This is a genomic window from Burkholderia sp. 9775_39 (genome assembly GCF_015712225.1).
GTDB classification, from domain to species: domain Bacteria; phylum Pseudomonadota; class Gammaproteobacteria; order Burkholderiales; family Burkholderiaceae; genus Burkholderia; species Burkholderia cenocepacia.
The window spans coordinates 68,782-91,418 of record NZ_JACCQC010000019.1 but is presented as its reverse complement, the minus strand read 5'-3'; the positions used below and the strand labels follow the sequence as shown (position 1 = coordinate 91,418).

Below are 22,637 nucleotides of genomic sequence, written 5' to 3'. Positions count from 1 at the left end.
GCAGTCGCCTCGTGCCGTGCGTCGGTGACGCGCTCAGATCAGAGGATACGAAGAACCGATCGCAGGTCGTGCCGGCGGCCCGCGCCGCGCCGTACCCGCGAATGCGGATGAGCGACACGGAGCGGCGCGCATGCGCTGCACGTGCGGCTGCGCAGACGATTCGCATGCGGCCAGCCCGGGCGCGCCTTGCGACGCGGCTCGGACACGGCCGGCGCGTCGGCTTCGGTTCGCGCGCTGAGCGCCGCGGCGAACCGCTGCAGCGCGAGAACCGACCCCACGACGCTCTGATACTTCTCGCGGCCGATCTGCCCGTCGAGCGTGACGAGCAACCCGGCCTCGCGGGCGAGCGCGAGCAGGGTGTCGAGATCGTCGGACGGACGGTTGCCGGCCGACGCGGCCCGGGCGGGCAGGGCGCGCGCGTTGCCCGACGCGCGCCGCTGGCCGTCCCGGCCCGGCAAGTTGCGATGTGCCATGATTGGTCTCCTGCGCGGAACCCCGCGTGCCAGCTCGATGGCCAGCTGAGCGATGTTCCGGTATGAACGCCTGGTTCATGTGATCAGTATCGTGCGGCGACGGTGCGCTGCCAAGCGGCGCGCGCTGAAGTCGCTGTCAGGAAAATGCGCGACGCGTATCGGAATCCGCTGACACGCACGGCAGTCGACCGGCCGGGCCGGCAGGTTCGTTCGACGAATGGGCGGCACACGCGGGGCGCCGCTTGACGCATGATTTCGGCCGGTCTAAGTTCGCGTCTGCATCGGCGTCGCGCGCGTTTCACCTGCCGCCCGTCGTCAGTGCCGCGCCCCGGGGTGGCGTGGCAGGGCTTCCAGTCTCGTTCGCGGGCCACGTGCGGGCCACGTGCACCGCGAACCCCGCGCGGGGTCGGTTCGGAAACGGATCGGCGCGGCGGCACGCAACGTGCCGTTGATCACGCGCAAACACGTGCCGGCGCATCGTACGCCGCGTATCTGTCTAGTCTTTAAGCTTCCAGTACCGTCATCTTTTCGTTCCTCGTCCGTCAGGAGTCCGTCGATGTCCAAGGACAATTTGCTCGATTCACTCAAGGAAGCCGCCGAACAGCGTGCGATCGGCGCGGATCAGCTGCGCGCGATGCTCGACGACGAAGTGCGCGCGCTGTCGTCCGGTGCGCGCGTGCACGACTACATCCACGTGTTCGCGATCCGCAACCTGCGCGAGCGGATGCGCCAGAAGGACGAGTTCAACCGCGACACCCGCGCCGACGCGGCGCCCGCGGACGCCGATCCGCGCCCGAGCCATCGGCTGTAACGCGCGGCGGCCCGGCGCCGCACCGGCATGCCGCATGCCCGTCGGCGCCGGCCATCCTGACGATCCGCCGACAGTCGCCGGCGGCTTTCGTCATACGTTTCACTGAATTGTCACAACGACCTCAAGTAAGCGGCGCGATTGCCGTTTACCCGGTGAATTCGTCCACCGGGCGTTCGCGCTCCCTTACCGAGTCGTTGCCATGTTCTCGTCCATTCGCGCCCGCATTCTCGCCGCGTGCGTCGCCATTGTCGTATTCGCGCTCGTCGCCACGACCCTGATCAACTATTTCATCGCACGCTCGTACAACGACGACGCGATCGACCGCAACCTGACCTCCGTCGCCAGCGGTCACGTGGTCGGGATCGCCGACTGGGTCGCGACCCGCAGCCGGATGATCGCGTCGCTGCAGGATGCCGCGCTGACCCCCGATCCGCTGCCGGTGTTCAAGCAGATGGCCGCGGCCGGCGGCTTCACCAACGTCTACGCCGGCTACGCCGACAAGGCGTTCCACTTCTCCGACCCGACCGGCATCCCGCCCGACTACGACCCGACTGGCCGCCCGTGGTACAAGCAGGCCGCGCAGGCCGGCAAGCCGGTCGTCACGCCGCCGTACGTCGATGCCGGCACCGGCAACCTCGTCGTCACGTTCGCGGTGCCGATCCTGCGCGACGGCGCGCTGAAGGGCGTCGTCGCCGCGGACGTGTCGATGGACAGCGTGATCGCCAACGTCAAGTCGATCCGCCCGACGCCGGCGAGCTTCGGGATGCTGATCGACAGCAGCGGCCACGTGGTCGCGCACCCGGACGCGAAGCTCACGCTGAAGCCGGTCGCCGACGTCTCGCCCGAACTCGGCTCGCTGGGCGTGGCGTCGATCGCGGCGGCGAATGCGCCGGTCGAGGTCGGCGTCGGCGGCGACGCGAAGCTGGTGCGCGCGAAACCGGTGCCGGGCACCGACTGGTACGCGCTGGTGCTGCTCGACAAGACCGAAGCGACGGCCGGGATGCGTTCGCTGCTGACCGCGTCGCTGATCACGCTGATCGTGATCGTCGGCGTGGCGTCGCTGATCATCGGCGCGATCACCGCGACCGCGTTCCGCCGCCTGTCGCAGGTGCGCCAGGCGATGGCCGCGATCGGCTCGGGCGCCGGCGACCTGACGCAGCGCCTGCCGGCCGACGGCCGCGACGAAGTCGCCGACATCGCGCGCTCGTTCAACAGCTTCGTCGACAAGCTGAACCACGTGATGCGCCAGATCCGCGACGCCAGCGAATCGGTGCGCACGGCCGCGAACGAGATCGCGGCGGGCAACCAGGACCTGTCGTCGCGGACCGAATCGGCGGCGGCAAGCCTCGAGCAAACCGCCGCGTCGATGGAAGAGATCACCGCGACCGTCGGTCAGTCGGCCGCCGCCGCGAGCCAGGCCGACGAACGCGCGGCGGCCGCGTCGCGGATCGCGTCGCACGGCGGCGTGGTCGTGTCGGACGTGGTCGCGACGATGGGGAAGATCGAGGAGGCGTCGGGCCGGATCGGCGACATCATCGGCGTGATCGACGGGATCGCGTTCCAGACCAACATCCTCGCGCTGAACGCGGCCGTCGAAGCGGCCCGCGCGGGCGAACAGGGCCGCGGCTTCGCGGTCGTCGCACAGGAAGTGCGCAGCCTCGCGCAACGCAGCGCGCAAGCCGCGCGCGAAGTGAAGGTGCTGGTCGAATCGACGGTCGCGAGCGTGTCGGCCGGGTCCGGCCAGGTACGCCAGGCCGGCGACACGATGCGCGAGATCGTGTCCAACGTGTCGAACGTGACGACCATCATCTCCGAGATCACGCACGCGGCGAACGAGCAGACGCGCGGCATCCAGGAAGTGAACCGCGCGGTCACGCAGCTCGACGAAATGGTGCAGCAGAACGCGGCGCTCGTCGAACAGTCGACCGCGGCGGCCACCGCGCTGCAGTCGCAGGCGAACGCGCTGGCGACGACGGTCGGCCAGTTCAAGGTCGCCTGACGCAGCGGCGGCTCGCGGCCCGCGGCTCGCGGGCCGCGCCGCTCACGAACCGTCCTGGTCGCGCATCAGCGCGAGCCGGTTGTAGAGCGTCTTCAGGCTGATGCCGAGGGCCTTGGCCGCGCGCGGCTTGTTGCCGTCGAAGTGACGCAGCGTCGCCGCGATGAAGCGTTGCTGCGCGTGGTGCAGCGTCGCGCCGAGCGGCAGCGCCATCGCGCCTTCCGACGTGCTGTCGACGGCCGGCACCGGCTGCTTCGGCAGCGCGACCTCGATGCCTTCGTCCGACAGGATGTACGCGCGCTCGATCGTGTTGTGCAGCTCGCGCACGTTGCCGGGCCACGAATACGCGCGCAACGCGGCGATCGCCGCGTCGGTCAGCCGCTTGTGCGAGCGATGCCGCGCGTTCAGCGTGTCGACGAATTCCTGCGCGATCGTCTCGACGTCGCCGTCGCGCTGGCGCAGCGGCGGCACGTAGATCGCGAACGCGGCGAGCCGGTAGAACAGGTCCTCGCGCAACCGGCCGTCGCGCACGGCGTCGGCCGGATTGTGGCGGGTGGCCGACACGAACCGCACGTCGAGCGGAATCGATTCGGTGCCGCCCACCCGCACGATCGTGTTCGACTCGATCGCCCGCAGCAGCTTCACCTGCAGCGCCGCGGGCATCTCCGCGATCTCGTCGAGCAGCAGCGTGCCGCCGCGCGCGGCTTCGAAGAACCCTTCACGCTGCGTGACCGCGCCGGTAAAGCTGCCTTTCTCGTGCCCGAACAATTGCGCCTCGGCCAGGTCAGGCGGAATCGCGCCGCAGTTCATCGGCACGAACGGGCCGTCGCGCCGGGCGCTCAGATCGTGCAGCCGGCGCGCGACGATATCCTTGCCGACCCCGCTTTCGCCGGCAATCATCACGCTCGCGCGGGTCGGCGCGATTTTCTCGATACGGCCGAGCAGCGTGCGCATCGCGGCGGACCGGCCGGACAGCCGGCGGTCGTCTGCGCGCTGCTTCGTCCGGTTGGCGGATTCACCCATAGGCGTTCGCGGGCCGTTTTGAAAAACGGCATCACGCATCCCGTTGATTGCAATATTTATCATCGACAGCGAAACGACCACGAAGGTGCCGCTGAATAGGAATTTCCAATGCGGGCGAGCGGCACGAAAGGAATCTCCCATCGGTTTTCCGCGCATTCGGCGCGCGACGCTCCATCCGGTCGCTACCGGCGCTTTTTTACAGGAAGTCGATGAAAAAAGTGGCCGGCCGCACGGTGCGCCCGCGCGCGCCGTGAGATCGGCGACGACCTGATCGGCCACGGCCCCGAGCGGGCGCACGGTCCCGCCTGCCGTTGCCGCGAACCCGACTGCCAGCCCCGGCCAGGCACGCCGTTTGCTGACGCGTTCACGCTCGCCCGGCGCGTTCGACGGCATGCCGGATGGCCGACTGGCGGCATGCCCCGCACGACGGCAGCCGGTGCGATGCAAGGATGCAATGAGGACTCTGACCCGTGAGGTGTTGCGGCAGGGTGCATGGGTCGTGCTGGCCGTCGGGCTGGCGTCCGCGCTGCAGGCGTGGGCGATTCGGGCTGTCGGCCAGCACGCGCCCTTTGCGCCGCTGCCTTTCTACGCAGGCGTGGCGGCTGCCGCATGGCTGACGTCGTTCGCCGGCGGACTCGTCGCGACCGCCGCGAGCGTCGGCGTGATCGGCGCATTGTGGTGGCGCGACGCGCCGCTGGCGACGCTGCTGGCGCAAGCCGGCGCGTTCGTCGCGATCAGTTTCGTCGAATGCGTGCTGGTGACGGCCGTGAAGCCGCTGCTCGCGAACGATCGTCTGCGCGAGATCGATGACGACGACGGCGGCTCGTACCCGCCGCACCTCGAGCCGTCGTCCGTCGCGGCTGCGCCCGACGACGGGCTGCTGCGCCGCGTGGTCGACGCGTCGCCCGATGCCATCGTCGGGACCGACGCCGCGCGCCGGATCACCAGCTGGAATCCGGCCGCGGCAAGCATCTTCGGCATCGATACGACCCAGGCGAACGGACGGGACATCGTCACGATGATCGCGCCGCGCTGGTTGCGCCGGCATCCGGTGCCCGCATCGTTCGCGGACCTGCGCGCGCCGGTCGGGCCGCTCGACGTACTGTGCGTGCGCCCTGACGGCGGCCGTTTTCGCGCTACGTTCGCCGCGTCGCCGATCGTCGACGCGCAGGGCAACTGCACGGGCCTGTCATTGACGCTGCGCGAAGCGGGCGAACGCCGCCGCGACGAACGCCACCACCTCCGTTCGCTGCGCGGCGCCCGCGACGCGCGCGTACAGGCCGACGCGTCGAACCGGCTGAAGGACGAGCTGCTGGCGACGGTGTCGCACGAACTGCGCACGCCGCTGAACGTGATCTACGGCTGGGTCGAGGTACTGCGCAATGCCGACGGGCCGGGTTTCGTGCAGCAGGCGGTCGCCGCGATCGATCGCAGCGCACGGTCGTTGTCGCACATGGTCGCCGACCTGCTCGACGCATCGTCGCTCGCGACCGGCCGGCTGCGCCTCGAGCGCGTGCCGGTCGATCTCGTGCGGATCGTGCGCGACGCCGCGCGTGAACTCGACGCGACCGCGCAGGCGAACGGGCTCGTGCTGTCGACGGAATACGCGATGCCCGCCTGCGTGATTCCGGCGGACGGCGAACGCCTGCGTCAGGTCCTGTCCAACCTGCTGTCGAATGCGATCAAGTTCACGCCGCCGGGTGGCCGCATCAACGTTTCGCTGACGCGCGCGGGCGAACGCGTGCGGCTGTCGGTCTCCGACACCGGACAAGGCATTGCACCGGAACGCCTGCCGCATCTGTTCGAGACGTTCAGCCGGCCGGAAGGCGCGTTCACGTCGCCCAAGCGCGGCCTCGGGCTCGGCCTGTCGATCGTGCGCAATATCGCGCAGCTGCACGGCGGCGAGGTCGTCGCGACGAGCGCGGGCGCCGGGCGCGGAACGACCGTCACGGTGACGCTGCCGGCCGGCTGGGACGCCGACGATCCGGTGGGGCAGACGTCGCGCGCGCGAGGCGCTCCCGATACGGTCGCGCTCGACGGCCAGCGCGTGCTGGTGGTCGACGACGACGCAACGTCGCGGACCAGCCTCGCGGCGGCGCTCAAGACGATGGGCGCACAGGTATCGACCGCGCGTTCGGGGCACGATGCGCTCGCGGCGGTGGAGCGGCAGCAGCCGAGCGTCGTGCTGTCGGATCTCGCGATGCCGGACGGCGACGGCTACTGGCTGCTCGACCAGATCCGGCATTTGCCGAACGGCGGCGGGCATCTGCCGGTCGTGGCGGTGACCGCGCACGCCGGCACGGCCGACCGGCGTCGCGTGATGGCCGCCGGGTTCGATGCGTATCTGTGCAAGCCGGTCGACATGCCGACGCTCGCGAGCGTGATCGTCGACGTCGTACCGGACGACGCCGGCGACGGGAAGCCGCGCGACCGATAGCGGCGAGCACGCGGCCCGGCCGGCCGGCCCCCTGGCCACTCGGCCGCATACGAAAAGGAGACGCGATGGACGCAACGGAAAGCATGCGGCGCGACGGCGGCTGCCGCCGGCCTGCACGCGGCCGACGCAGGACGCCGGTCGTGCCGATCGCGAGCATACTGATGCTGTCGTGTGCATGGATCGCGACACCCCGCCACGCAGCCGCCGAGGAGGGCACGCGTGCGAAGCTCGCGAGCCAGGCGTCGGCCGTCGGGGGCCAGATCCGCGATGCGACGCTCGCGTCCCGCGTCCGGGCCGCGCTCGTCGCCGAACGCGGGCTGGCTTCCGCGGACATCGACGTGCAGGTTCACGATCGCGTGGTCGAACTGACGGGCAACGTGCCCGACGAGCGGCAACGCGCGACCGCGATCCGCGTCGCGCACGACGTCGACGGCGTGAGCGGCGTGCGCGACAAGCTGCAGATCCGCCGGAAGTAACGTGATGCGCGGGCCAGCGCCGGGCCGACCGGGCGTCGCACGCCCGCGGCCCTGCGCGTCACCGGGCAGGAGGTTCGACATGGACACCATCATCGCGGGCCGTTTCTCGCGGCTCGAACAGGCGGAACGCTGCGCGGAACAGTTGCGCGGCCACGCCATGCATCGGGACGACGTGAAGGTCTTCTTTCTCAATCCGCCCGGACAGCACGCGCTGTTCTGGCTCGGCGGCGACGTCTATGCGGACTCCGCCGCGCGGCCGGGCGGCCTCGGCGCGCTGGAAGGCGTGGCCATCGGTGCGGTCGTCGGGCTCGCCGGGGCCGCGCTGCTCTATCTGGTCGGGCTTCATTCGCCGCTCGCGTGGATCGGGGTGCCGCTCGTCGGCGGCTATGTCGGCGCGTTGTGCGGCGCGCTCGGCCGGATGCGCGGCGATGCGCCGGAGGGGCATGGCGCGCTCAAGCAATGCGAGAACGGCGTCGTGCTGGCCGCGCACGTGACGCGGCGCACGATCACGTTCGCCGAGCGGACGATGCTCGCGGCCGGCGCGCTGTCGGTCGAGCGTACCGAGGGCGCGTGGCACAACGGCGCGTGGACCGATTTCTTCACGTCGGCCCATCGTCCCGCGTGACGGCAAACCGGGCGGCCGGCCCGCTCCGTCGCCCGACACGGAGGCCCGGATGACGACACTCCACCGAATGAAACCCGGCACGCGGCGGCCGATGGCCATCGTGCTGACGGCCGCCGTCAGTATCCTGACATCCGCGCTGTCGCACGCGCAGGCGCCGCCCGCGTCATCCGCGCAGGTCGCGCCCGGCGTCATCCGCCCCGGCCCGACCGCCGACGAGGCTGGCCTGACCCAACGACCGATCGGTATCGATGCCGAATTCGTCGACAAGGCGGGCATGATCGGCAAGGTGGAACGGCAGGCCGGCCAGCTCGCGCTCGACCGCTCGTCGAACGCGGACGTGAAGGCGTTCGCCCGCAGGATGGTCGACGATCACGCGCGTATCGCGGACGAATTGCGGCATATCGGTGCGCAAAAGGGCGTGCCGGTGCAGACGCGCATGCTCGTCGATCCAGAGGTAACGGCATTGCGGGCGAAGGACGGGCGCGCGTTCGATGCCGCGTACGTGGCGCTGGCCGGGCCCCGCGCGCACGAAGCGGCGGTCCGGCTTTACGAAACCGAGGCGAAAGAGGGCCGCGATCCGCAGCTTCGCGCATTCGCGGCCCGCACGCTGCCGACGCTGAACGCGCACCTGAGTGCCGCGCGGCAACTCGCGAAGACGGTGGCCGCCGCGCAGTGATCGGCTTTCCGGCGGCCAGGCGTCAGTGCTGCCGCGTGCCGTCCTCGGGGCCGCCCGGCGACGCCTCGTACGGCGGCGAATCGAGCGCCGTTTCGCCTTCCTCGATCAGCCAGTACGGCGAGCGGCCGTAGTACGCATGCAGTGCTTCGGCCCATTCCGGGTCCGCCATCGCGGGCCACCGGCTCTTGTCGAAACCGGGCGCCTCGCGCACGCGTTCGGTGTTGACCGGCAGCACGAAACACTCGCGCTCGGCATCGAGGACGAGCGCGTTCCACGGCACCGCGAGCAGCTTGTCGCCGAACCCGAGCAGGCCGCCCGACGACACGACCGCATACGCGACCCGCCCGGCGCGCACGTCGAGCATGATGTGGGTGAGCTTGCCGACGTCGTCGCCATCCATCGTCAGCACGCGATCGCCTTCGAACGTGCGGGCGGCCATCACGTCGGGCCCCGGTCCGCCGACGGCCGTGCGCGGACGGGTGCCGACGATGCGCGCGGGGTCGCGCGACGGTTTGTCCGTTGTCATCGAAAACCTCCTGATCGTAGCGGCAACCCGGTGCGCATGCGAATTCGCCGCGCGGGCAATGCGCCGGGAGAACGGGCCGCGAGGTGATGAGGGACGCCGATCAACGGCGGCGCGGCAGCGATACGTCCTCGAGCGTATTGGCCAGCTCGTCGCGCGCCGGACCGCCGGCGCGCGTCGCGATGTCGCCGAGCGACACCATGCCGACCAGCTTCAGGCTGCGGTCGAGCACCGGCAACCGGTGCAACTGCACGTCGGCCATCCGCTGCTGGACGTCGCCGACGCCATCGTCCTCGACGCACCACTGCACCGGCCGGGACGCGACCGCCTGAACCGGCGTATCGGGCGAATGACCGTGCGACAGCGCCCGCACCGCGAGGTCGCGGTCGGTCACGATCGCGACGAGTTCGGTGCCGTCGCACACGGGCAGCACGCCGATATCGAAGCGCTGCATCAATTCGGCCGCATGGCGGATCGTGTCGGTCGGCGCGACGCACACTACGTCGCGCGACATGATCTCGTTGACGCGATACATGAACGCCTCCTTCGTGATCGGAACGATACGGGAGCAGGTCGCGTGCCGCGCGCACGGCGCGCACGCCGGGCCTGGGCGGCCGGGCGACGGAGAAATTTGCCACCGCGCTTGTACATCTTCCACGGCGGCGCCGCGGCCGGTCGGTGCGGGACGTCAGTGACCGATACCCGTCACCGTGACGATTGCCAGCACCACCGCGCTTTCGATCGCGGCGAGCGCCGCGACGCCGGCCGCGCCGCTGATTTCATGCCATCTGCGTTCAAGGACTTTCATCGGATCGCTCCTGATTTCGCCGGTGCGCCGCTGCTGCCATGCACCGCGCGCCGGGTGCCGCCGTCAGCCGTGATCGCGGGGCGGGGAAGGGACGTGCGGCGCGCGACGTTCGTGCTCGCCGGACGGCTTGGCGGGGTCGATACGCGTCGCACCGCCGACGGCGGGCGGATCGCTGGCCGGGAACGTCTCCTCGAGCCCTTCGTCGATGCGCTCCTCCGTCTTGTCTTCGGACGGCGGGCGCGACGTGGCGAGCCGGAGCAGTCCGGCAGCCGGTGACACGGCGTCGCGGCGGCCGGGGGCGTGAACGGTCATGGTCAACCTCCTTGTCGATGAGAAGGCGCAAGCGCCGTACCCGCGGTGTCCGCGGCACGGCGCTTGCAAGCCGGCGAGGGCCGGGCATGCGGATACGACGCGCACGCGTCCGGTATGGACGAGAGGACATCGTGATGAATGCAGCCAGGGAAAGGATACGTTACGACGCGAACGTCTGCGGCGGCGACTTCGGCCACGTGCGCGAACGCTTCGCGACGTGGAAACGCGAATCGCTGGTCTATCGGCCGGAGCGCCGCATGTTCGACGGCAAGGACGAGGTACGCGCACTGAACGACACCGTCTACGACGGCCCGGAGCGCGCGCAGCAGGCGCTCATCGCGCGATGCGAGCCGTCCGATCCGTTCGCGCTCGCCGTGCAACTGAGCGCCGAGGGGCGCACGATGTGGCTCGTCATGGCGGCTTACGACGAATGACCGATGAACCAAACGCCCGATGGCCGCGGCGCGAGAGCAGGCACGGTGCTTGCGGGCGCTCGCCTCGCCATCGAGATGCGCGCGCCGTCGCGCGGGAGTGACATGAACACGCCATCCATGCTGCATCGCCCCGAACCGACGACACCCGACGTCGATCCGGATCCGCCACCGCCCGGACACGACGACCCGGTCGATCCGCCCGTGCCCGACGGGCTGCCGCAGGGCGATCCGCCGTCGAACCCGCCGCCGATGCGGATGCCGGGCGGAGGCCATGCGCCGCGAGCGGCCGCGCGAACCTTGAAAAGGAGGACCGACATGGACATTCACGTGCAATCGCCAGACAAGCGCGCGATCGCTCAGGTACTGGGCCGCTATTTCGAATCGCGTTCGCTGCACTATCACATCGAGGAACTGCCGGGCGGCGTGCTGCAGATCGGCTTTCGCGCCAGCGGCCGCCCGGTCGCCGTCACCGTTTCGTTCGACGATGCCGCGTATGACACCTACACGCACTGGGACGCGAGCCAGAAGCAACTCGCGCTCGGCCGGCTCGCCGACGGCTTCTCGCGGATGATGTCGACGCGCAGTCCGGCCGCGCTCGCCGGCGACTATCACGTCGAGCGTTTCTGATTCCGCAATCATTCGCCGGCTCGTGCCGGATTTCGGCAAAGTGCCCGTGCACAACGGGCGCTTTGCGTCTGCGCGCGTGTCGCGTAGGATGTCCGTTAATTCAGCGCACGCTACGTTCGCGCGGCAGGCCGCCGGCTGTTGCGGCCGATGAAGCGCGACGCGCTTTCCTTCAGGTTCGTTTCGCGCAACCGACGGAGACCGCCTTGACCCCTGTTGCTCGCCTGTTGCTGTCCCCCGGCGCACGCCGGTTCGTATCCGGCCTGTCGGCCTTCGCCGCGCTCGCCGCCGCCGGCACCCGCGACGCGTCGGCCCAGACGCCTTCGCCGCTCGGCGAATGGCAATACACGGCGGGCGTACCGCTCCAGAAACTCTTCGATCCGAATATCCCCACCTGGCAAGTGAGCGTCGGCGCCGCGATGACGCTGCAGCCGCGCTATGCGGGCTCCGACCGCTATCGCGTGATGGGCGGCCCGAACTTCGACATCCGCTATCGCGACCTGTTCTTCCTGTCGACCGGCGAGGGGCTCGGCGCGAACGTGTTGCGCGGGCCGAACTGGCGCGTGAGCCTGTCGGTCGGCTATGACCTCGGACGCCGTTCGGCCGACGATCTCGGCCACCTGAACGGTCTCGACAACATCAACGCGGCGCCCGTGATGAAGCTCGCGGCCGACTACGTGGTGTCGAAGGATTTCCCGCTCGTGCTGCGCGCGGACGTCCGGCGCAGCATCGGCGGGTCGAACGGCTGGACCGGCGATTTCTCCGCGTACATGCCGATGCCGGGCAGCAACGAACACTTCTTCTGGTTCGCGGGGCCGACCGTGACGTTCGCCGATTCCCGCTACATGAACAGCTGGTTCGGCGTGAACCCGGGCGCGGCCGCGCGCTCTGGGTTGCCCACCTATTCGTCGGGGGCGGGGATCAAGTCGGCCGGCCTCGGCGTGACGATGGTGTGGTTCGTGAACAAGCACTGGTTCGTGACGATGGACGGCGCGATCGAGCAGCTCGTCGGCCGCGCGGCGCGCAGCCCGATCACGCAGCAGTCGACCAACGGCGTGTTCGACATGTCGGTGAATTACCAGTTCTGACCCGTGGCGGGCAGCGAAAGGGCGATGCCACGTGCGGCATCGTCCGTCACATTTGATATGATTGCGACCTGTACAAATGTACAGTGATCGATCCCCGTGACGCCTGCCTCACCCACGCCCCCGGCGTTTTACTACCTGACCAATTTCGAACGCGCGCTGACCTGGCTCGGCGAGCGTTACGACGACCTGTTCGATGCGCACGAGCACGCGTTCGTCCGGCAGTTCGCGACGCTGCCGCAGGCGTCGCGCGCGCTGCTCGTGCGGATGCTGATGCGCAACGGGTCCGATTTCCGCGCGAGCAAGCTCGTGTACGACGAGATCGGCTGCCCGCTCGACGCCGCTGCGCCGCTCGTCGCGCTCGGCTGGGTCGATCCGGCGCCGGCGCTCACGCTCGACGAACTGTTCGCGCTGTCGACCAAGGCCGATCTGCTGCGCATCTTTCCGTCGCTCGCCGCGCATGCGGGCGAGCGCAAGTCCGACTGGCTCGACCGGCTGCGGCCCGCGCACGACGTCGCGCAACCGCTCGACGCGTGGTGCGCGCAGTGCGACGACCGCGTGCTGCGTGTGACGGTCGGCGCGCTGTGCGACCGGCTGCGGCTGATGTTCTTCGGCAATCTGCATCAGGACTGGAGTGAATTCGTGCTCGCCGATCTCGGCGTGTTCCAGTACGAAAGCGTGCCGATCGCGCCGTCGTCGCGCGCGTTCCAGCAGCGCGGCGACGTCGACGCGTATCTCGCGCTGCAGATGGGCCGCGACGCGCTCGACGCGTGGCCCGACGATCTGCCGTTCGACGACCTGATCCGCGCGCTGGACGCAGTCGACTGCGCGCAACCGTGGCTCGCGACGCGCCGCGCGAAGCTGCTGTTCGCGCTCGGCCAGGCGTGCGAACGCCGTGCCGACTGGGACGCCGCGCTCGACGCGTACACGCGCAGCGCGTGGCCCGGCAGCCGGCACCGGCGCATCCGCGTGCTCGAACGCTGCGGGCGCGACGACGACGCGCTTGCGCTGGCGCTCGACGCGCGCGGCGGCTTTGAGAGTGACGAGGAGCGGCAGCGCGTCGAGCGCATGCTGCCGCGCCTGCAGCGTCGCGCCGGCCAGCGCGTCGAACGCGCGGCCGCTGCGGCCGACGTGCCGCGCGAAACGCTCGTGCTCGCGCGTCCCGACGCGTTCGTCAGCGTCGAGTTCGCGGTGCGCGACCACCTCGCGCAGCCGGCGTCGCCGGTCCACTACGTCGAAAACACGCTGATCAATTCGCTGTTCGGGCTGCTGTGCTGGGAGCCCGTGTTCGCGGCCGTGCCCGGCGCGTTCTTTCACCCGTTCCAGCGCGGCCCGGCCGACCTGCACGCGCCCGATTTCGCCGTGCGCCGCGCGGCGGCCTTCGATGCCTGCTTCGCGCAGCTCGATTCGGGCGCGTACCGCGACACGATCCGCCGGCATTTCGCGACGAAGGCCGGGCTGCAATCGCCGTTCGTGTTCTGGGGCGTGCTGACGGACGCGCTGCTCGACGAAGCGCTCGCCTGCCTGCCGCCCGAACACCTGCGGCTGTGGTTCACGCGCCTGCTCGCGGATATCCGCAGCAACCGGTCCGGCTTGCCCGATCTCGTCCGCTTCTGGCCCGCCGAACGCCGCTACGAGCTGATCGAGGTGAAGGGCCCGGGCGACCGGCTGCAGGACAACCAGACGCGCTGGCTCGCGTACTGCATCGCCCACCGCATGCCGGTGCGCGTCGTCGACGTCGAGTGGGCCGGCGAGGGCGTTGCGCACGCCGAGGCGGCGGGGTTGTCCGTATGAGCTACGTCGTCGCGGTGCGGGCGATGTGCGAGTTCACCGCGCGGCGCGGCGATCTCGACCTGCGCTTCACGCCCGCGCCGACCGCGCTCGAAGGCATTGCCGGGCACGGCGCGGTCACGTCGAAGCGCGGCGCGCGCTACGAAACCGAAATCGCGCTGACCGGCACGTGGGGCACGCTCACCGTGCGCGGCCGCGCGGACGGCTACGATCCGGTGGCGAACCGGCTCGAGGAAATCAAGACCTATCGCGGCAGCCTCGACGCAATGCCGGCCAACCATCGCGCGCTGCACTGGGCGCAGGCGAAGGTCTATGCGCACCTGATGTGCGCCGCGCGCGATCTCGCGGAAATCGACGTCGCGCTCGTGTATTTCGACATCGTGTCCGAGCGCGAGACCGTGCTGACGGAAACGCTCGATGCCGCCACGCTCGCGACGTTCTTCGCCGAGCAGTGCGCGTGCTTCGTCGGCTGGGCCGAACGCGAGACGGCCCATCGCGCCGCGCGCGACGCGGCGCTGCGTGCGCTCGCGTTTCCGCACGGACAGTTCCGCAGCGGCCAGCGCGAACTGGCGGTGGCCGTCTATCGCGCGGCACGCGACGAGCAGTGCCTGATGGCGCAAGCGCCGACCGGCATCGGCAAGACGCTCGGCACCGTGTTCCCGCTGCTGAAGGCATGCGGCGAGGGCGAGCTCGACCACGTGTTTTTCCTGACCGCGAAAACGCCCGGCCGCGCGCTCGCGCTCGAAGCGGCAACGACGCTCGGCGCCGGCACGTCCGCGCTGCCGCTGCGCGTGCTGGAACTCGTCGCGCGCGACAAGGCGTGCGAGCATCCGGACAACGCGTGTCACGGCGAATCGTGCCCGCTCGCGAAAGGCTTCTACGACCGGCTGCCGGCCGCGCGCGATGCGGCGATCGAGGCCGGACTGCTCGATCGCGATACGGTGCGCACCGCGGCGCTCGCGCACGACGTCTGTCCGTACTACCTGGCACAGGAACTCGCGCGCTGGTCGGACATGGTGATCGGCGACTACAACTACTACTACGACGGCAGCGCGATGCTGCACACGCTCGCGCAGCAGAACCAGTGGCGCGTCGGCGTGCTCGTCGACGAAGCGCACAACCTGCTCGATCGCGCCCGCAAGATGTACAGCGCGTCGCTCGATCCGTTCGCGTTCGCGGCCGCGCGGGAAGCCGCGCCCGCCGCGTTGCGCAAGGCGTTCGACCGGCTCGCCCGCGCGTGGGGCACGCTCAATCGTGCGCAGGCCGAACGCTATGCGGCCTATCCCGACGTGCCGGGCCCGATCGTGTCGGCCGTGCAGAACCTCGTCGCGGCGATCGGCGAACACCTGACCGACGCGCCGCGCGCGAACGGCGACGCGCTGCTGCGCTTTCACTTCGAAGCAATCCAGTTCGGCGTGCTGGCCGAAGCGTTCGACAGCGCGTCGATCTTCGACGCGACGCTGCACGGCGAACCGATGCCGCGCCAGCCCGTGCTCGACGGCGTCGCGGCCGCCGGCCGCCGGCGCCGCGTCCAGTCGACGCTGTGCGTGCGCAACGTGATCCCGGCCGGTTTCCTGGCGCCGCGCTACGCCGCCGCGCGCGCGACCGTGCTGTTCTCCGGCACGCTGAGCCCGTTCCATTTCTACCGCGACACGCTGGGGCTGCCCGGCGATACGGGCTGGCTCGACGTCGACGGCCCGTTCCGCGCCGAGCAACTGACGGTGCGCGTGGCGAGCCACGTGTCGACCCGCTGGCGCGACCGCGATCGCTCGCTCGAACCGATCGCCGACCTGATCGCCGCGCAATATGCGACGCGCCCCGGCAACTATCTCGGCTTCCTGAGCAGCTTCGACTATCTCGGGCGCGTGGTCGCGCTGATGCAGACGCGCCATCCGGACGTCCCCGTGTGGGCGCAGGCGCCCGGCATGGCCGAAAGCGAGCGCGATGCGTTTCTCGCGCGCTTCGACGCGGGCGGACGCGGCGTCGGTTTCGCGGTGCTGGGCGGGGCGTTCTCGGAAGGCGTCGACCTGGTCGGCGAGCGGCTGATCGGCGCGTTCATCGCGACGCTCGGGCTGCCGCAGGTCAACGACGTCAACGAGCAGATGCGGCGCGCGATGGACGCGCGCTTCGGCAACGGCTACGACTACATGTACCTGTATCCGGGGCTGCAGAAGGTCGTGCAGGCGGCCGGACGCGTGATCCGCACCGAGCACGACGAGGGCGTCGTGCATCTGATCGACGACCGTTACCGGCGACGCGAAGTGCGCAATCTGCTGCCGCGGTGGTGGCGGATCGGGTGACGGCGTTGCCGGTCGTCGCTACAGCACGTTGAGCATCGCGAGCGCGGCTTCCTGAAGGTGCGGCAGCACGCGCCGCACGGCCGCGTCGGTCGTTTCCGCGCCGATCGGCATGTTGGTGCTCAGCGCGGCGACGACTTCGCCGTGACGGTTCTTCAGCGGCACCGCGATGCCGCGCACGCCGACCTGCAATTGCTGCTCGATCGCCGCGTAGCCGGCGTCGCGCGCCTGGTCGACCTGTTCGAGCAACCGCGCCTTGTTGGTGATCGTGTGCGGCGTGAACGGCGGCAGTTCGGTCTCGTCGAGCCACGCGCGCACGGCTTCGCGATCGGGATGATGGGCGAGCAGCACGACACCGGGCGACGTCAACGGCGCCGGCACGCGCGCGCCGAGCACGAAGCCGGTCGTCATCACGCGCGACACGCCGTTGCGGGCGATGAACACGAGTTCCCAGCCGTCGAGCACGCTGACGTACGCCGATTCGTTCAGCGACGCGCTCAGTTGCTGCAGATAAGGCTGGACCGTGCGCGGCAGCCGCGCCGAATCGAAGTACGACCAGCCGACCCGAAGCACGCGCGGCGTGAGGCCGTACAGCTTGCCGTCGGTGTACACGTAGCCGAGCGATTCCAGCGTCAGCAGGTAGCGCCGCGCGGCCGTGCGCGTGAGGCCGGTGCGGGCGGCGGCCTGCGTGGGCGTCATGCGCGCGTGCTGGCTGTCGAAGGCCTCCAGGATCATCAGGCCTTTTTCGAGGCCGGCAATCCAGTCGCGTCGGTCGAGGTCGGGCTTTTTCGTCATCGCGGATGAGCGGTGGCGCGCGGTATTCGCGCAGAAGTGGGCGATTATCGCGCGAGTGGTCGGGTAACGGGAAATCGGTCGATCCGCCATCCTTGTCCGCTGGATAGCGGCAGATATAGAGTCGACGACATCTATTCAAGGAGGTCGTATGCGGGTTGCGAAGTGGGGGAATAGTCTGGCCGTGCGCCTTCCGGCCGGTCTGGTCGATGAGTGGGGGCTGCGTGAAGGCGACGAAGTCGAAATCGTCGTTTACCGTGCAGGTGCTTTGGCTGAGAGCCGCAACGCGAGCCCCGAAGCAATTCTCCTGCCGTTGAGGCGTTTCAGAGGCAAGCTGCCAGGCGATTTCAGGTTCAGGCGGAACGACGCAAACGAGTCGGATTGAGTCGACTCATTCAAGCGCCGGGACGCAGCCGCGGCGCGGTCCAGCTTACTTGTGTTCGTGGCGGAGCGAGGCAATGCGCCATCGCGCGTCGATCACGCACCACTGCTCGACGAAATCGAAGCGGGAATCGATTGCCTGGTTGATTCGTACCGTCCCGATGCCCGTTATCGTCGCCCGTTGTCCGCGCGTAACGATTTGCATGGTTTCGTCCCGATATGCGATACCCGATCTGTTCGATGCACGTTCGGCCGCTACGACGCGCATTCGCGCAAGAAATTGCGCTTTCGTGCGAATGTGAGCTTCGTGCAGGACGAAGAAGTTCGGGCTTGCGACGAAATCGAGCTGTTCGACATCGGCGTGACGATACGCGTCGATCCAGACGTCGCGCATCTGCGCCAGGGTGAATCGGGGTTCCATAGGCGGTGCATTGTCCTGCTGGAGCGCGGGTGCGCGGTTTTTTGGCGCTATCCGCCGGGGTCAGGAAAGGCAGCCTATGGCCGGGCTCATGCTTGGGCAATTGGACAGGTCTGAATCTGGTTGTGCCGTGAGCGGGAAAATGCCGGCAGGGCGCGGGAGTAGACGCCCCGATGACGCATTGTCGGGCTGGCGCTGACTGCGGGAAAGAGGCGTGAAGCAGCACGCAGTGTGCTGCCGTAAACAGATGGCAGAACGCTGCGCGGCCGCGCATGGAAGCGGCCGATACGGCATGAAAAGCCGAGGAACCGGATGCGACGCGACTATTCCGCGCGCCGCATCCGTCATGCCCTTACTCGCTGCTCGTCCACTCGACGTTCGCGCCCACCGAACGCAGGTTCTCGACGAAATGCGGATGCGCGCGGCGGATCGGCAGCGCGTTCATGATTTCCGAGCGACCTTCGATGCTCGCGGCCACCATCAGCAGCGCGATCGCGACGCGAATGATGTACGGGCTCTCGACACGGGCCGGCGTCAGTTGCAGCCCGCCGAACGTGATCAGCCGGTGCGGATCGGACAACAGCACGTGCGCGCCGAACTTCGACAGTTCGCCGGACCAGCCGAGCGCGCCGTCGTAGACCTTGTTCCAGAACATCGCACTGCCTTCCGCGCGCACGCCGAGCGCGATGAAGATCGGCAGCAGGTCGACCGGCAGGTACGGCCACGGCGCGGCTTCGACCTTGGTCAGGATGTTCTGCGTGAACGGCCGGCGCACGCGCAGCGGGCCGTCGCGTTCCGCGCGCGACCAGCCGTCGCGGTGCGTGACGGTGACGCCGAACTTCGCGAACGTGCGGTCGATCAGCGGGAAATGCTCGGGCGACGAGTTGCGCACCGTGATGTCGCCGCCCGTGATCGCGCCGAGCGCGAGGAACGTCGCGATCTCGTGGAAATCCTCGGCGAAGCGGAACTCGCCGCCGCCGAGCTTGCCGCCGCCCGTCACGCACAGCCGCGACGTGCCGATGCCTTCGATCGCGACGCCGATCATCGCGAGGAACTGGCAGAACTCCTGCACGTGCGGTTCGGACGCCGCGTTCATCAGCGTCGACGTGCCGCTGGCGGCCGTCGCGCACAGCGCGAAGTTCTCGGTGGTCGTCACCGATGCGTAGTCGAGCCAGTGATCGTTGGCCGTCAGCGGGCCGTCGGTACGGACGATCAGCGAATCGGGCGTGCGCTCGATGTGCGCCCCGAATCGCTCGAACACCTCGACGTGCGGATCGATCTCGCGCACGCCGAGCGTGCAGCCCTTCACGTCGTTTTCGAGCCGCGCGACGCCGAAGCGCGCGAGCAGCGGCGGAATCAGCATGATCGACGAACGCATCGCCTCGGGCAGCCGGTGGACCGCCGGATCGAACTTCGTGTCGCGATGGTGGAGTTCGAGCAGACCCGTCGTGAAATCGACCGACACGTCGCTGCCGAGCGTGCGGAAGATGTCGAGGATCTTGCGCACGTCGGTGATGTCCGGCACGCCGACGAGACGCAGCGGCTGATCGGTCAACAGGGTGGCGCACAGAATCGGCAGGACGGCGTTCTTGTTCGCGGACGGCTTGATGTCCCCGCGCAGCGGAGTGCCGCCGTGGACGATGAGATTCGACATGATATGGGGGCGTATCGGTGACTGACGTAGGCCCATATGATGCCATTGGTCGGCACGCGGCGTGGAATGTTCAGAGGGGAAAAGGGGGAATCGGCGCGCTTAACTGACAGTGTTTGACGTCGCGCCCGAGATACGGCAGGCCGAATGCCGTCCGGCCCGACGCAATGGCCGGCCGCGCGTCGGGCCGGCCATCCGCTCACACCGTCATTGCGCCGCCCGCATCCGCGCCGCGACCACCAGCGAGATCAGGCAGCCGACCGCGAGATAGCCGGCGACGAGGTGCCACGAACCGCCGGCCACGCTGACGAGGCCGACCGCGATGAACGGCGTGAACCCGCCGCCGACGACGCTCGCGAACTGGTAGCCGACGCCCGCGCCGCTGTAGCGGTATTCGGCGCCGAACAGCTCGGTAAACAGCGGCTGCTGGACGCTCACGACCATGTCGTGCGCCGCGTTCGCCAGCAGGATCGAGAAGATGACGATCCACGCGATCGACCGCGCTTCCAGTGCGACGAAGAACGGTACCGCCGACGCGAGACCGATCAGCGCGCCGATCAGGTAGATGCGGCGCAGGCCGTAGCGGTCGGCGAGCCACGCGAAGCACGGGATCGTCACGCAGCTCACCGCGCCGACCAGCAGGCCGATGTTCAGGAACAGGTCGCGCGACATGCCGAGGTTCGTCGTCGAATAGCTGAGCGCGAACGCGGTGACGATATACATCGTGAACAGTTCGGCGAGCCGCAGCGCGACGATCAGCAGGAACGCCTTCGGGTGGCGCGTCAGCGCTTCCAGCACCGGCAGGCGCAGCTTGCGGTTGCCATGCTCGACCTTCTCGACGAACTCCTGCGATTCGTCCATGTTCTTGCGCACCCACAGCCCGATCAGCACCAGCACGATGCTGAACACGAACGGCAGGCGCCAGCCCCACGACTTGAACGCGGCCTCGCCGAGCGTATGGCTCAGGATCGAGACGATGCCGGTGGCCAGCACGAGCCCGACGCCGTAGCCGACCTGCACGCCGCTGCTGTAGAACGCCTTCTTTTGCTTCGGCGCGCTCTCGACGGCCATCAGCGCCGCGCCGCCCCATTCGCCGCCGACGGCGAACCCCTGGATCGCGCGCATCAGCACCAGCAGCACGGGCGCCCACCAGCCGATCGTCGAGAACGCCGGCAGCAGGCCGATCGCGACCGTCGACAGCCCCATCAGCATCACGGTCAGCACGAGCATCCGCTTGCGGCCGAGCCGGTCGCCGTAGTGGCCGAACACGATGCCGCCGAGCGGCCGGAACAGGAAGCCGACGCCGAAGGTGGCGAACGCCGCGAGCGTGCCCATCGTCGGACTGACTTTCGGGAAGAACTCCGAATTGAACACCAGCGCGGCGACGATCCCGTACAGCAGGAAGTCGTACCAGTCGACGACGGCGCCGACGAAGCTGCCGATCGCGGCCTTGCGGGCCTGGCTGCGCGCACGGGCGCCGGCTGCGGCGTCGAGGGTGTCGAAGGTGGGGGTCATGGCAATGTCTCCTGGCACGGCGCATCGTGGAATCGTGGCGGCGCCGCGTCCGATGCTGCATTGAAGTCGAAGGGTGAACGGAGAATAGGGCGCGCGCCACACGGCGGCAATTGGCCAAACGGGCAATGTGCGCGATTATCGTTCAAGTCCGTGCGATTATCGAACGCTTTCCGGGTTTGCACTAGGCGGCGCGACGATATCCCGTTCGGCCGGGGTGTGCCGCCGTGAACGATCTGGTTAAAATCTGCAGCATCGACAACTCGCCCGTTCGGGGCGCATGCGCCGCCGTCACCTCGGCCGCGCATGCCGCACGCGACAGGCACGAATCCCCATCGACCGCATGCCCCCGGAGACTGGAATGCCCGGCAATTCCCACCCATTGTCCAGCGATACGCCGCCCGTCGCCGATCCGGCCGCCAATCCGCTCGGGATGGCCGGCCTCGAATTCGTCGAATTCGCGGCGCCCGTGCCGGAAGCGCTCGCGCAACGCTTCGAGCAATTCGGGTTCAAGGCGATCGCGCGGCACGTCAGCAAGAACGTCACGCTGTACCGGCAAGGGCAGATGCATTTCCTGATCAATGCCGAGCCCGATTCGTTCGCCGCGCGCTATGCGGAGGAGTACGGAATGGGCGTCTGCGCGATCGGGTTGCGCGTGGCGAACGCCCGGCGTGCGTTCGAGCGCGCGATCCAGCTCGGCGCATGGGCGTTCGAAGGCGAAAAGGTCGGGGTCGGCGAGCTGAAGATCCCGGCGATCCAGGGGATCGGCGATTCGCACCTGTATTTCGTCGACCGCTGGCGCGGGCGGGACGGCCAGCGCGGCGGCGTCGGCGACATCTCGATCTTCGACATCGATTTCCGGCCGATCGACATCGCGACCGCGCATACCGATCTCGATTGCGCGGGCGTCGGCCTGCAGCAGGTCGATCACTTCACGCAAACCGTCGGCGCGGGCCGCATGCAGGAGTGGCTGGATTTCTACCACGACCTGCTGCACTTTCGCGAGATCCATCAGATCGACGCGCACTGGCATGTGTCGGAGGAATCGCGCGTGATGGTGTCGCCGTGCGGCGCGGTGCGGATTCCGGTCTACGAGGAAGGCACGCGCCGCACCGAGCTGATGCATGCGTACCTGCCCGATCATCCGGGCGAGGGCGTGCAGCACGTCGCGCTGGCCACCGACGACATCCTGTCGTGCGTCGATGCGCTGCGTGCGAACGGCGTCGAGTTCATCGAGCCGCCCGCACGCTATTACGACGACGTCGACGCGCGGCTGCCGGCGCATGGCGTCGACCTCGATGCGCTGCGCCGCCGCGCGGTGCTGGTCGATGGCGAGATCGGCAGCGACGGTGTGCCAAGGCTGTTCTTCCAGACCTTCGTCAAGCGCCGCCCCGGCGAGATCTTCTTCGAGATCGTGCAGCGCAAGGGGCACCACGGGTTCGGCGAGGGCAACCTCGCGGCGCTTGCCCGCGCGCGCGACGCCGGCTGAACG

At 69.1% G+C, this 22,637-nt stretch carries 22 protein-coding genes; 13 read left to right on the top strand and 9 right to left on the bottom strand.

What is annotated here, in order from left to right; translation table 11 throughout:
• Positions 1–38: 38 nt before the first annotated feature.
• Positions 39–473 (bottom strand): hypothetical protein, encoded by a 435-nt coding sequence (locus H0X90_RS24275; RefSeq protein WP_006492218.1) that lies wholly within the window; start codon positions 471–473, stop codon positions 39–41.
• Positions 474–1,029: 556 nt separating this feature from the next.
• Here H0X90_RS24275 and H0X90_RS24270 point away from each other — a divergent pair.
• Together H0X90_RS24270 and H0X90_RS24265 are read left to right on the top strand one after the other, a co-directional pair.
• Positions 1,030–1,284, top strand: coding sequence for a DUF3562 domain-containing protein (locus tag H0X90_RS24270; RefSeq protein ID WP_059723443.1), 255 nt, complete (start codon positions 1,030–1,032; stop codon positions 1,282–1,284).
• A 199-nt stretch (positions 1,285–1,483) separates the two neighbouring features.
• Complete coding sequence (locus H0X90_RS24265) at positions 1,484–3,283, top strand: methyl-accepting chemotaxis protein (RefSeq protein WP_006491225.1); 1,800 nt, start codon at positions 1,484–1,486, stop codon at positions 3,281–3,283.
• A 42-nt stretch (positions 3,284–3,325) separates the two neighbouring features.
• On the opposite strand, the gene H0X90_RS24260 is transcribed toward H0X90_RS24265, so the two are convergent.
• Positions 3,326–4,366, bottom strand: coding sequence for a sigma-54-dependent Fis family transcriptional regulator (locus H0X90_RS24260; protein ID WP_077189187.1), 1,041 nt, complete (start codon positions 4,364–4,366; stop codon positions 3,326–3,328).
• Positions 4,367–4,757: 391 nt separating this feature from the next.
• Here H0X90_RS24260 and H0X90_RS24255 point away from each other — a divergent pair, with 391 nt between their 5' ends.
• From H0X90_RS24255 to H0X90_RS24240, 4 genes are all read left to right on the top strand, one after another.
• Positions 4,758–6,740 carry an ATP-binding protein gene (locus tag H0X90_RS24255; RefSeq protein WP_012493329.1) on the top strand — a complete coding sequence of 661 codons (1,983 nt, stop codon included), beginning with the start codon at positions 4,758–4,760 and terminating at the stop codon, positions 6,738–6,740.
• A 65-nt stretch (positions 6,741–6,805) separates the two neighbouring features.
• Positions 6,806–7,216: a BON domain-containing protein gene (locus H0X90_RS24250; RefSeq protein ID WP_006491223.1), complete on the top strand. Its 411-nt coding sequence runs from the start codon at positions 6,806–6,808 to the stop codon at positions 7,214–7,216.
• 79 nt (positions 7,217–7,295) lie between these two features.
• Positions 7,296–7,841 (top strand): hypothetical protein, encoded by a 546-nt coding sequence (locus tag H0X90_RS24245; RefSeq protein WP_006491228.1) that lies wholly within the window; start codon positions 7,296–7,298, stop codon positions 7,839–7,841.
• Positions 7,842–7,890: 49 nt separating this feature from the next.
• Entirely contained in the window at positions 7,891–8,517 is a 627-nt protein-coding gene (locus tag H0X90_RS24240; RefSeq protein WP_006491229.1) for a DUF4142 domain-containing protein, read from the top strand.
• Between the two features lie 22 nt (positions 8,518–8,539).
• Here H0X90_RS24240 and H0X90_RS24235 read toward each other — a convergent pair whose 3' ends face one another.
• The 3 genes from H0X90_RS24235 to H0X90_RS24225 all read right to left on the bottom strand — a co-directional run bounded on the left by H0X90_RS24235 (position 8,540) and on the right by H0X90_RS24225 (position 10,160).
• Positions 8,540–9,043 (bottom strand): PRC-barrel domain-containing protein, encoded by a 504-nt coding sequence (locus H0X90_RS24235; RefSeq protein WP_006494872.1) that lies wholly within the window; start codon positions 9,041–9,043, stop codon positions 8,540–8,542.
• A 100-nt stretch (positions 9,044–9,143) separates the two neighbouring features.
• Positions 9,144–9,575 carry a CBS domain-containing protein gene (locus tag H0X90_RS24230; protein WP_006491217.1) on the bottom strand — a complete coding sequence of 144 codons (432 nt, stop codon included), beginning with the start codon at positions 9,573–9,575 and terminating at the stop codon, positions 9,144–9,146.
• Positions 9,576–9,911: 336 nt separating this feature from the next.
• The gene (locus tag H0X90_RS24225; RefSeq protein WP_006491222.1) at positions 9,912–10,160 is read right to left on the bottom strand and encodes a hypothetical protein; all 249 of its coding nucleotides are present in this window, start codon (positions 10,158–10,160) and stop codon (positions 9,912–9,914) included.
• A gap of 134 nt (positions 10,161–10,294) precedes the next feature.
• Here H0X90_RS24225 and H0X90_RS24220 point away from each other — a divergent pair, with 134 nt between their 5' ends.
• The 5 genes from H0X90_RS24220 (at position 10,295) to H0X90_RS24200 (ending at position 16,394) form a co-directional block, all read left to right on the top strand.
• Complete coding sequence (locus tag H0X90_RS24220; RefSeq protein ID WP_012493330.1) at positions 10,295–10,594, top strand: hypothetical protein; 300 nt, start codon at positions 10,295–10,297, stop codon at positions 10,592–10,594.
• Positions 10,595–10,909: 315 nt separating this feature from the next.
• Positions 10,910–11,221, top strand: a complete 312-nt coding sequence (locus tag H0X90_RS24215; protein ID WP_006479035.1) for a hypothetical protein — start codon at positions 10,910–10,912, stop codon at positions 11,219–11,221.
• A 203-nt stretch (positions 11,222–11,424) separates the two neighbouring features.
• A complete protein-coding gene (locus H0X90_RS24210) occupies positions 11,425–12,306 on the top strand; it encodes a MipA/OmpV family protein (RefSeq protein ID WP_060266071.1) in 882 nt (293 codons plus the stop codon).
• Between the two features lie 96 nt (positions 12,307–12,402).
• On the top strand, positions 12,403–14,097 hold the full coding sequence (locus tag H0X90_RS24205) for a VRR-NUC domain-containing protein (RefSeq protein WP_077189131.1): 1,695 nt from the start codon (positions 12,403–12,405) through the stop codon (positions 14,095–14,097).
• On the top strand, positions 14,094–16,394 hold the full coding sequence (locus H0X90_RS24200) for an ATP-dependent DNA helicase (protein ID WP_069352229.1): 2,301 nt from the start codon (positions 14,094–14,096) through the stop codon (positions 16,392–16,394). Before H0X90_RS24205 ends, H0X90_RS24200 begins: the two co-directional genes overlap by 4 nt.
• A gap of 18 nt (positions 16,395–16,412) precedes the next feature.
• Here H0X90_RS24200 and H0X90_RS24195 read toward each other — a convergent pair whose 3' ends face one another.
• The gene (locus H0X90_RS24195) at positions 16,413–17,186 is read right to left on the bottom strand and encodes an IclR family transcriptional regulator C-terminal domain-containing protein (RefSeq protein WP_006485222.1); all 774 of its coding nucleotides are present in this window, start codon (positions 17,184–17,186) and stop codon (positions 16,413–16,415) included.
• A 148-nt stretch (positions 17,187–17,334) separates the two neighbouring features.
• Here H0X90_RS24195 and H0X90_RS24190 point away from each other — a divergent pair, with 148 nt between their 5' ends.
• The gene (locus H0X90_RS24190; protein ID WP_011547707.1) at positions 17,335–17,568 is read left to right on the top strand and encodes an AbrB/MazE/SpoVT family DNA-binding domain-containing protein; all 234 of its coding nucleotides are present in this window, start codon (positions 17,335–17,337) and stop codon (positions 17,566–17,568) included.
• Between the two features lie 45 nt (positions 17,569–17,613).
• Here the strand turns inward: H0X90_RS24190 and H0X90_RS24185 are convergent, their stop codons facing one another.
• From H0X90_RS24185 to shiA, 3 genes are all read right to left on the bottom strand, one after another.
• The gene (locus tag H0X90_RS24185) at positions 17,614–17,985 is read right to left on the bottom strand and encodes a DUF4440 domain-containing protein (protein ID WP_012493332.1); all 372 of its coding nucleotides are present in this window, start codon (positions 17,983–17,985) and stop codon (positions 17,614–17,616) included.
• Between the two features lie 349 nt (positions 17,986–18,334).
• Positions 18,335–19,636 (bottom strand): UDP-N-acetylglucosamine 1-carboxyvinyltransferase, encoded by a 1,302-nt coding sequence (locus tag H0X90_RS24180; RefSeq protein ID WP_006485223.1) that lies wholly within the window; start codon positions 19,634–19,636, stop codon positions 18,335–18,337.
• A gap of 204 nt (positions 19,637–19,840) precedes the next feature.
• Positions 19,841–21,148, bottom strand: coding sequence for a shikimate transporter (gene shiA / locus H0X90_RS24175; RefSeq protein WP_058903117.1), 1,308 nt, complete (start codon positions 21,146–21,148; stop codon positions 19,841–19,843).
• A gap of 358 nt (positions 21,149–21,506) precedes the next feature.
• Between shiA and H0X90_RS24170 the strand changes: the two genes are divergently transcribed.
• A complete protein-coding gene (locus H0X90_RS24170) occupies positions 21,507–22,634 on the top strand; it encodes a 4-hydroxyphenylpyruvate dioxygenase family protein (RefSeq protein WP_006494863.1) in 1,128 nt (375 codons plus the stop codon).
• Positions 22,635–22,637: the final 3 nt, after the last annotated feature.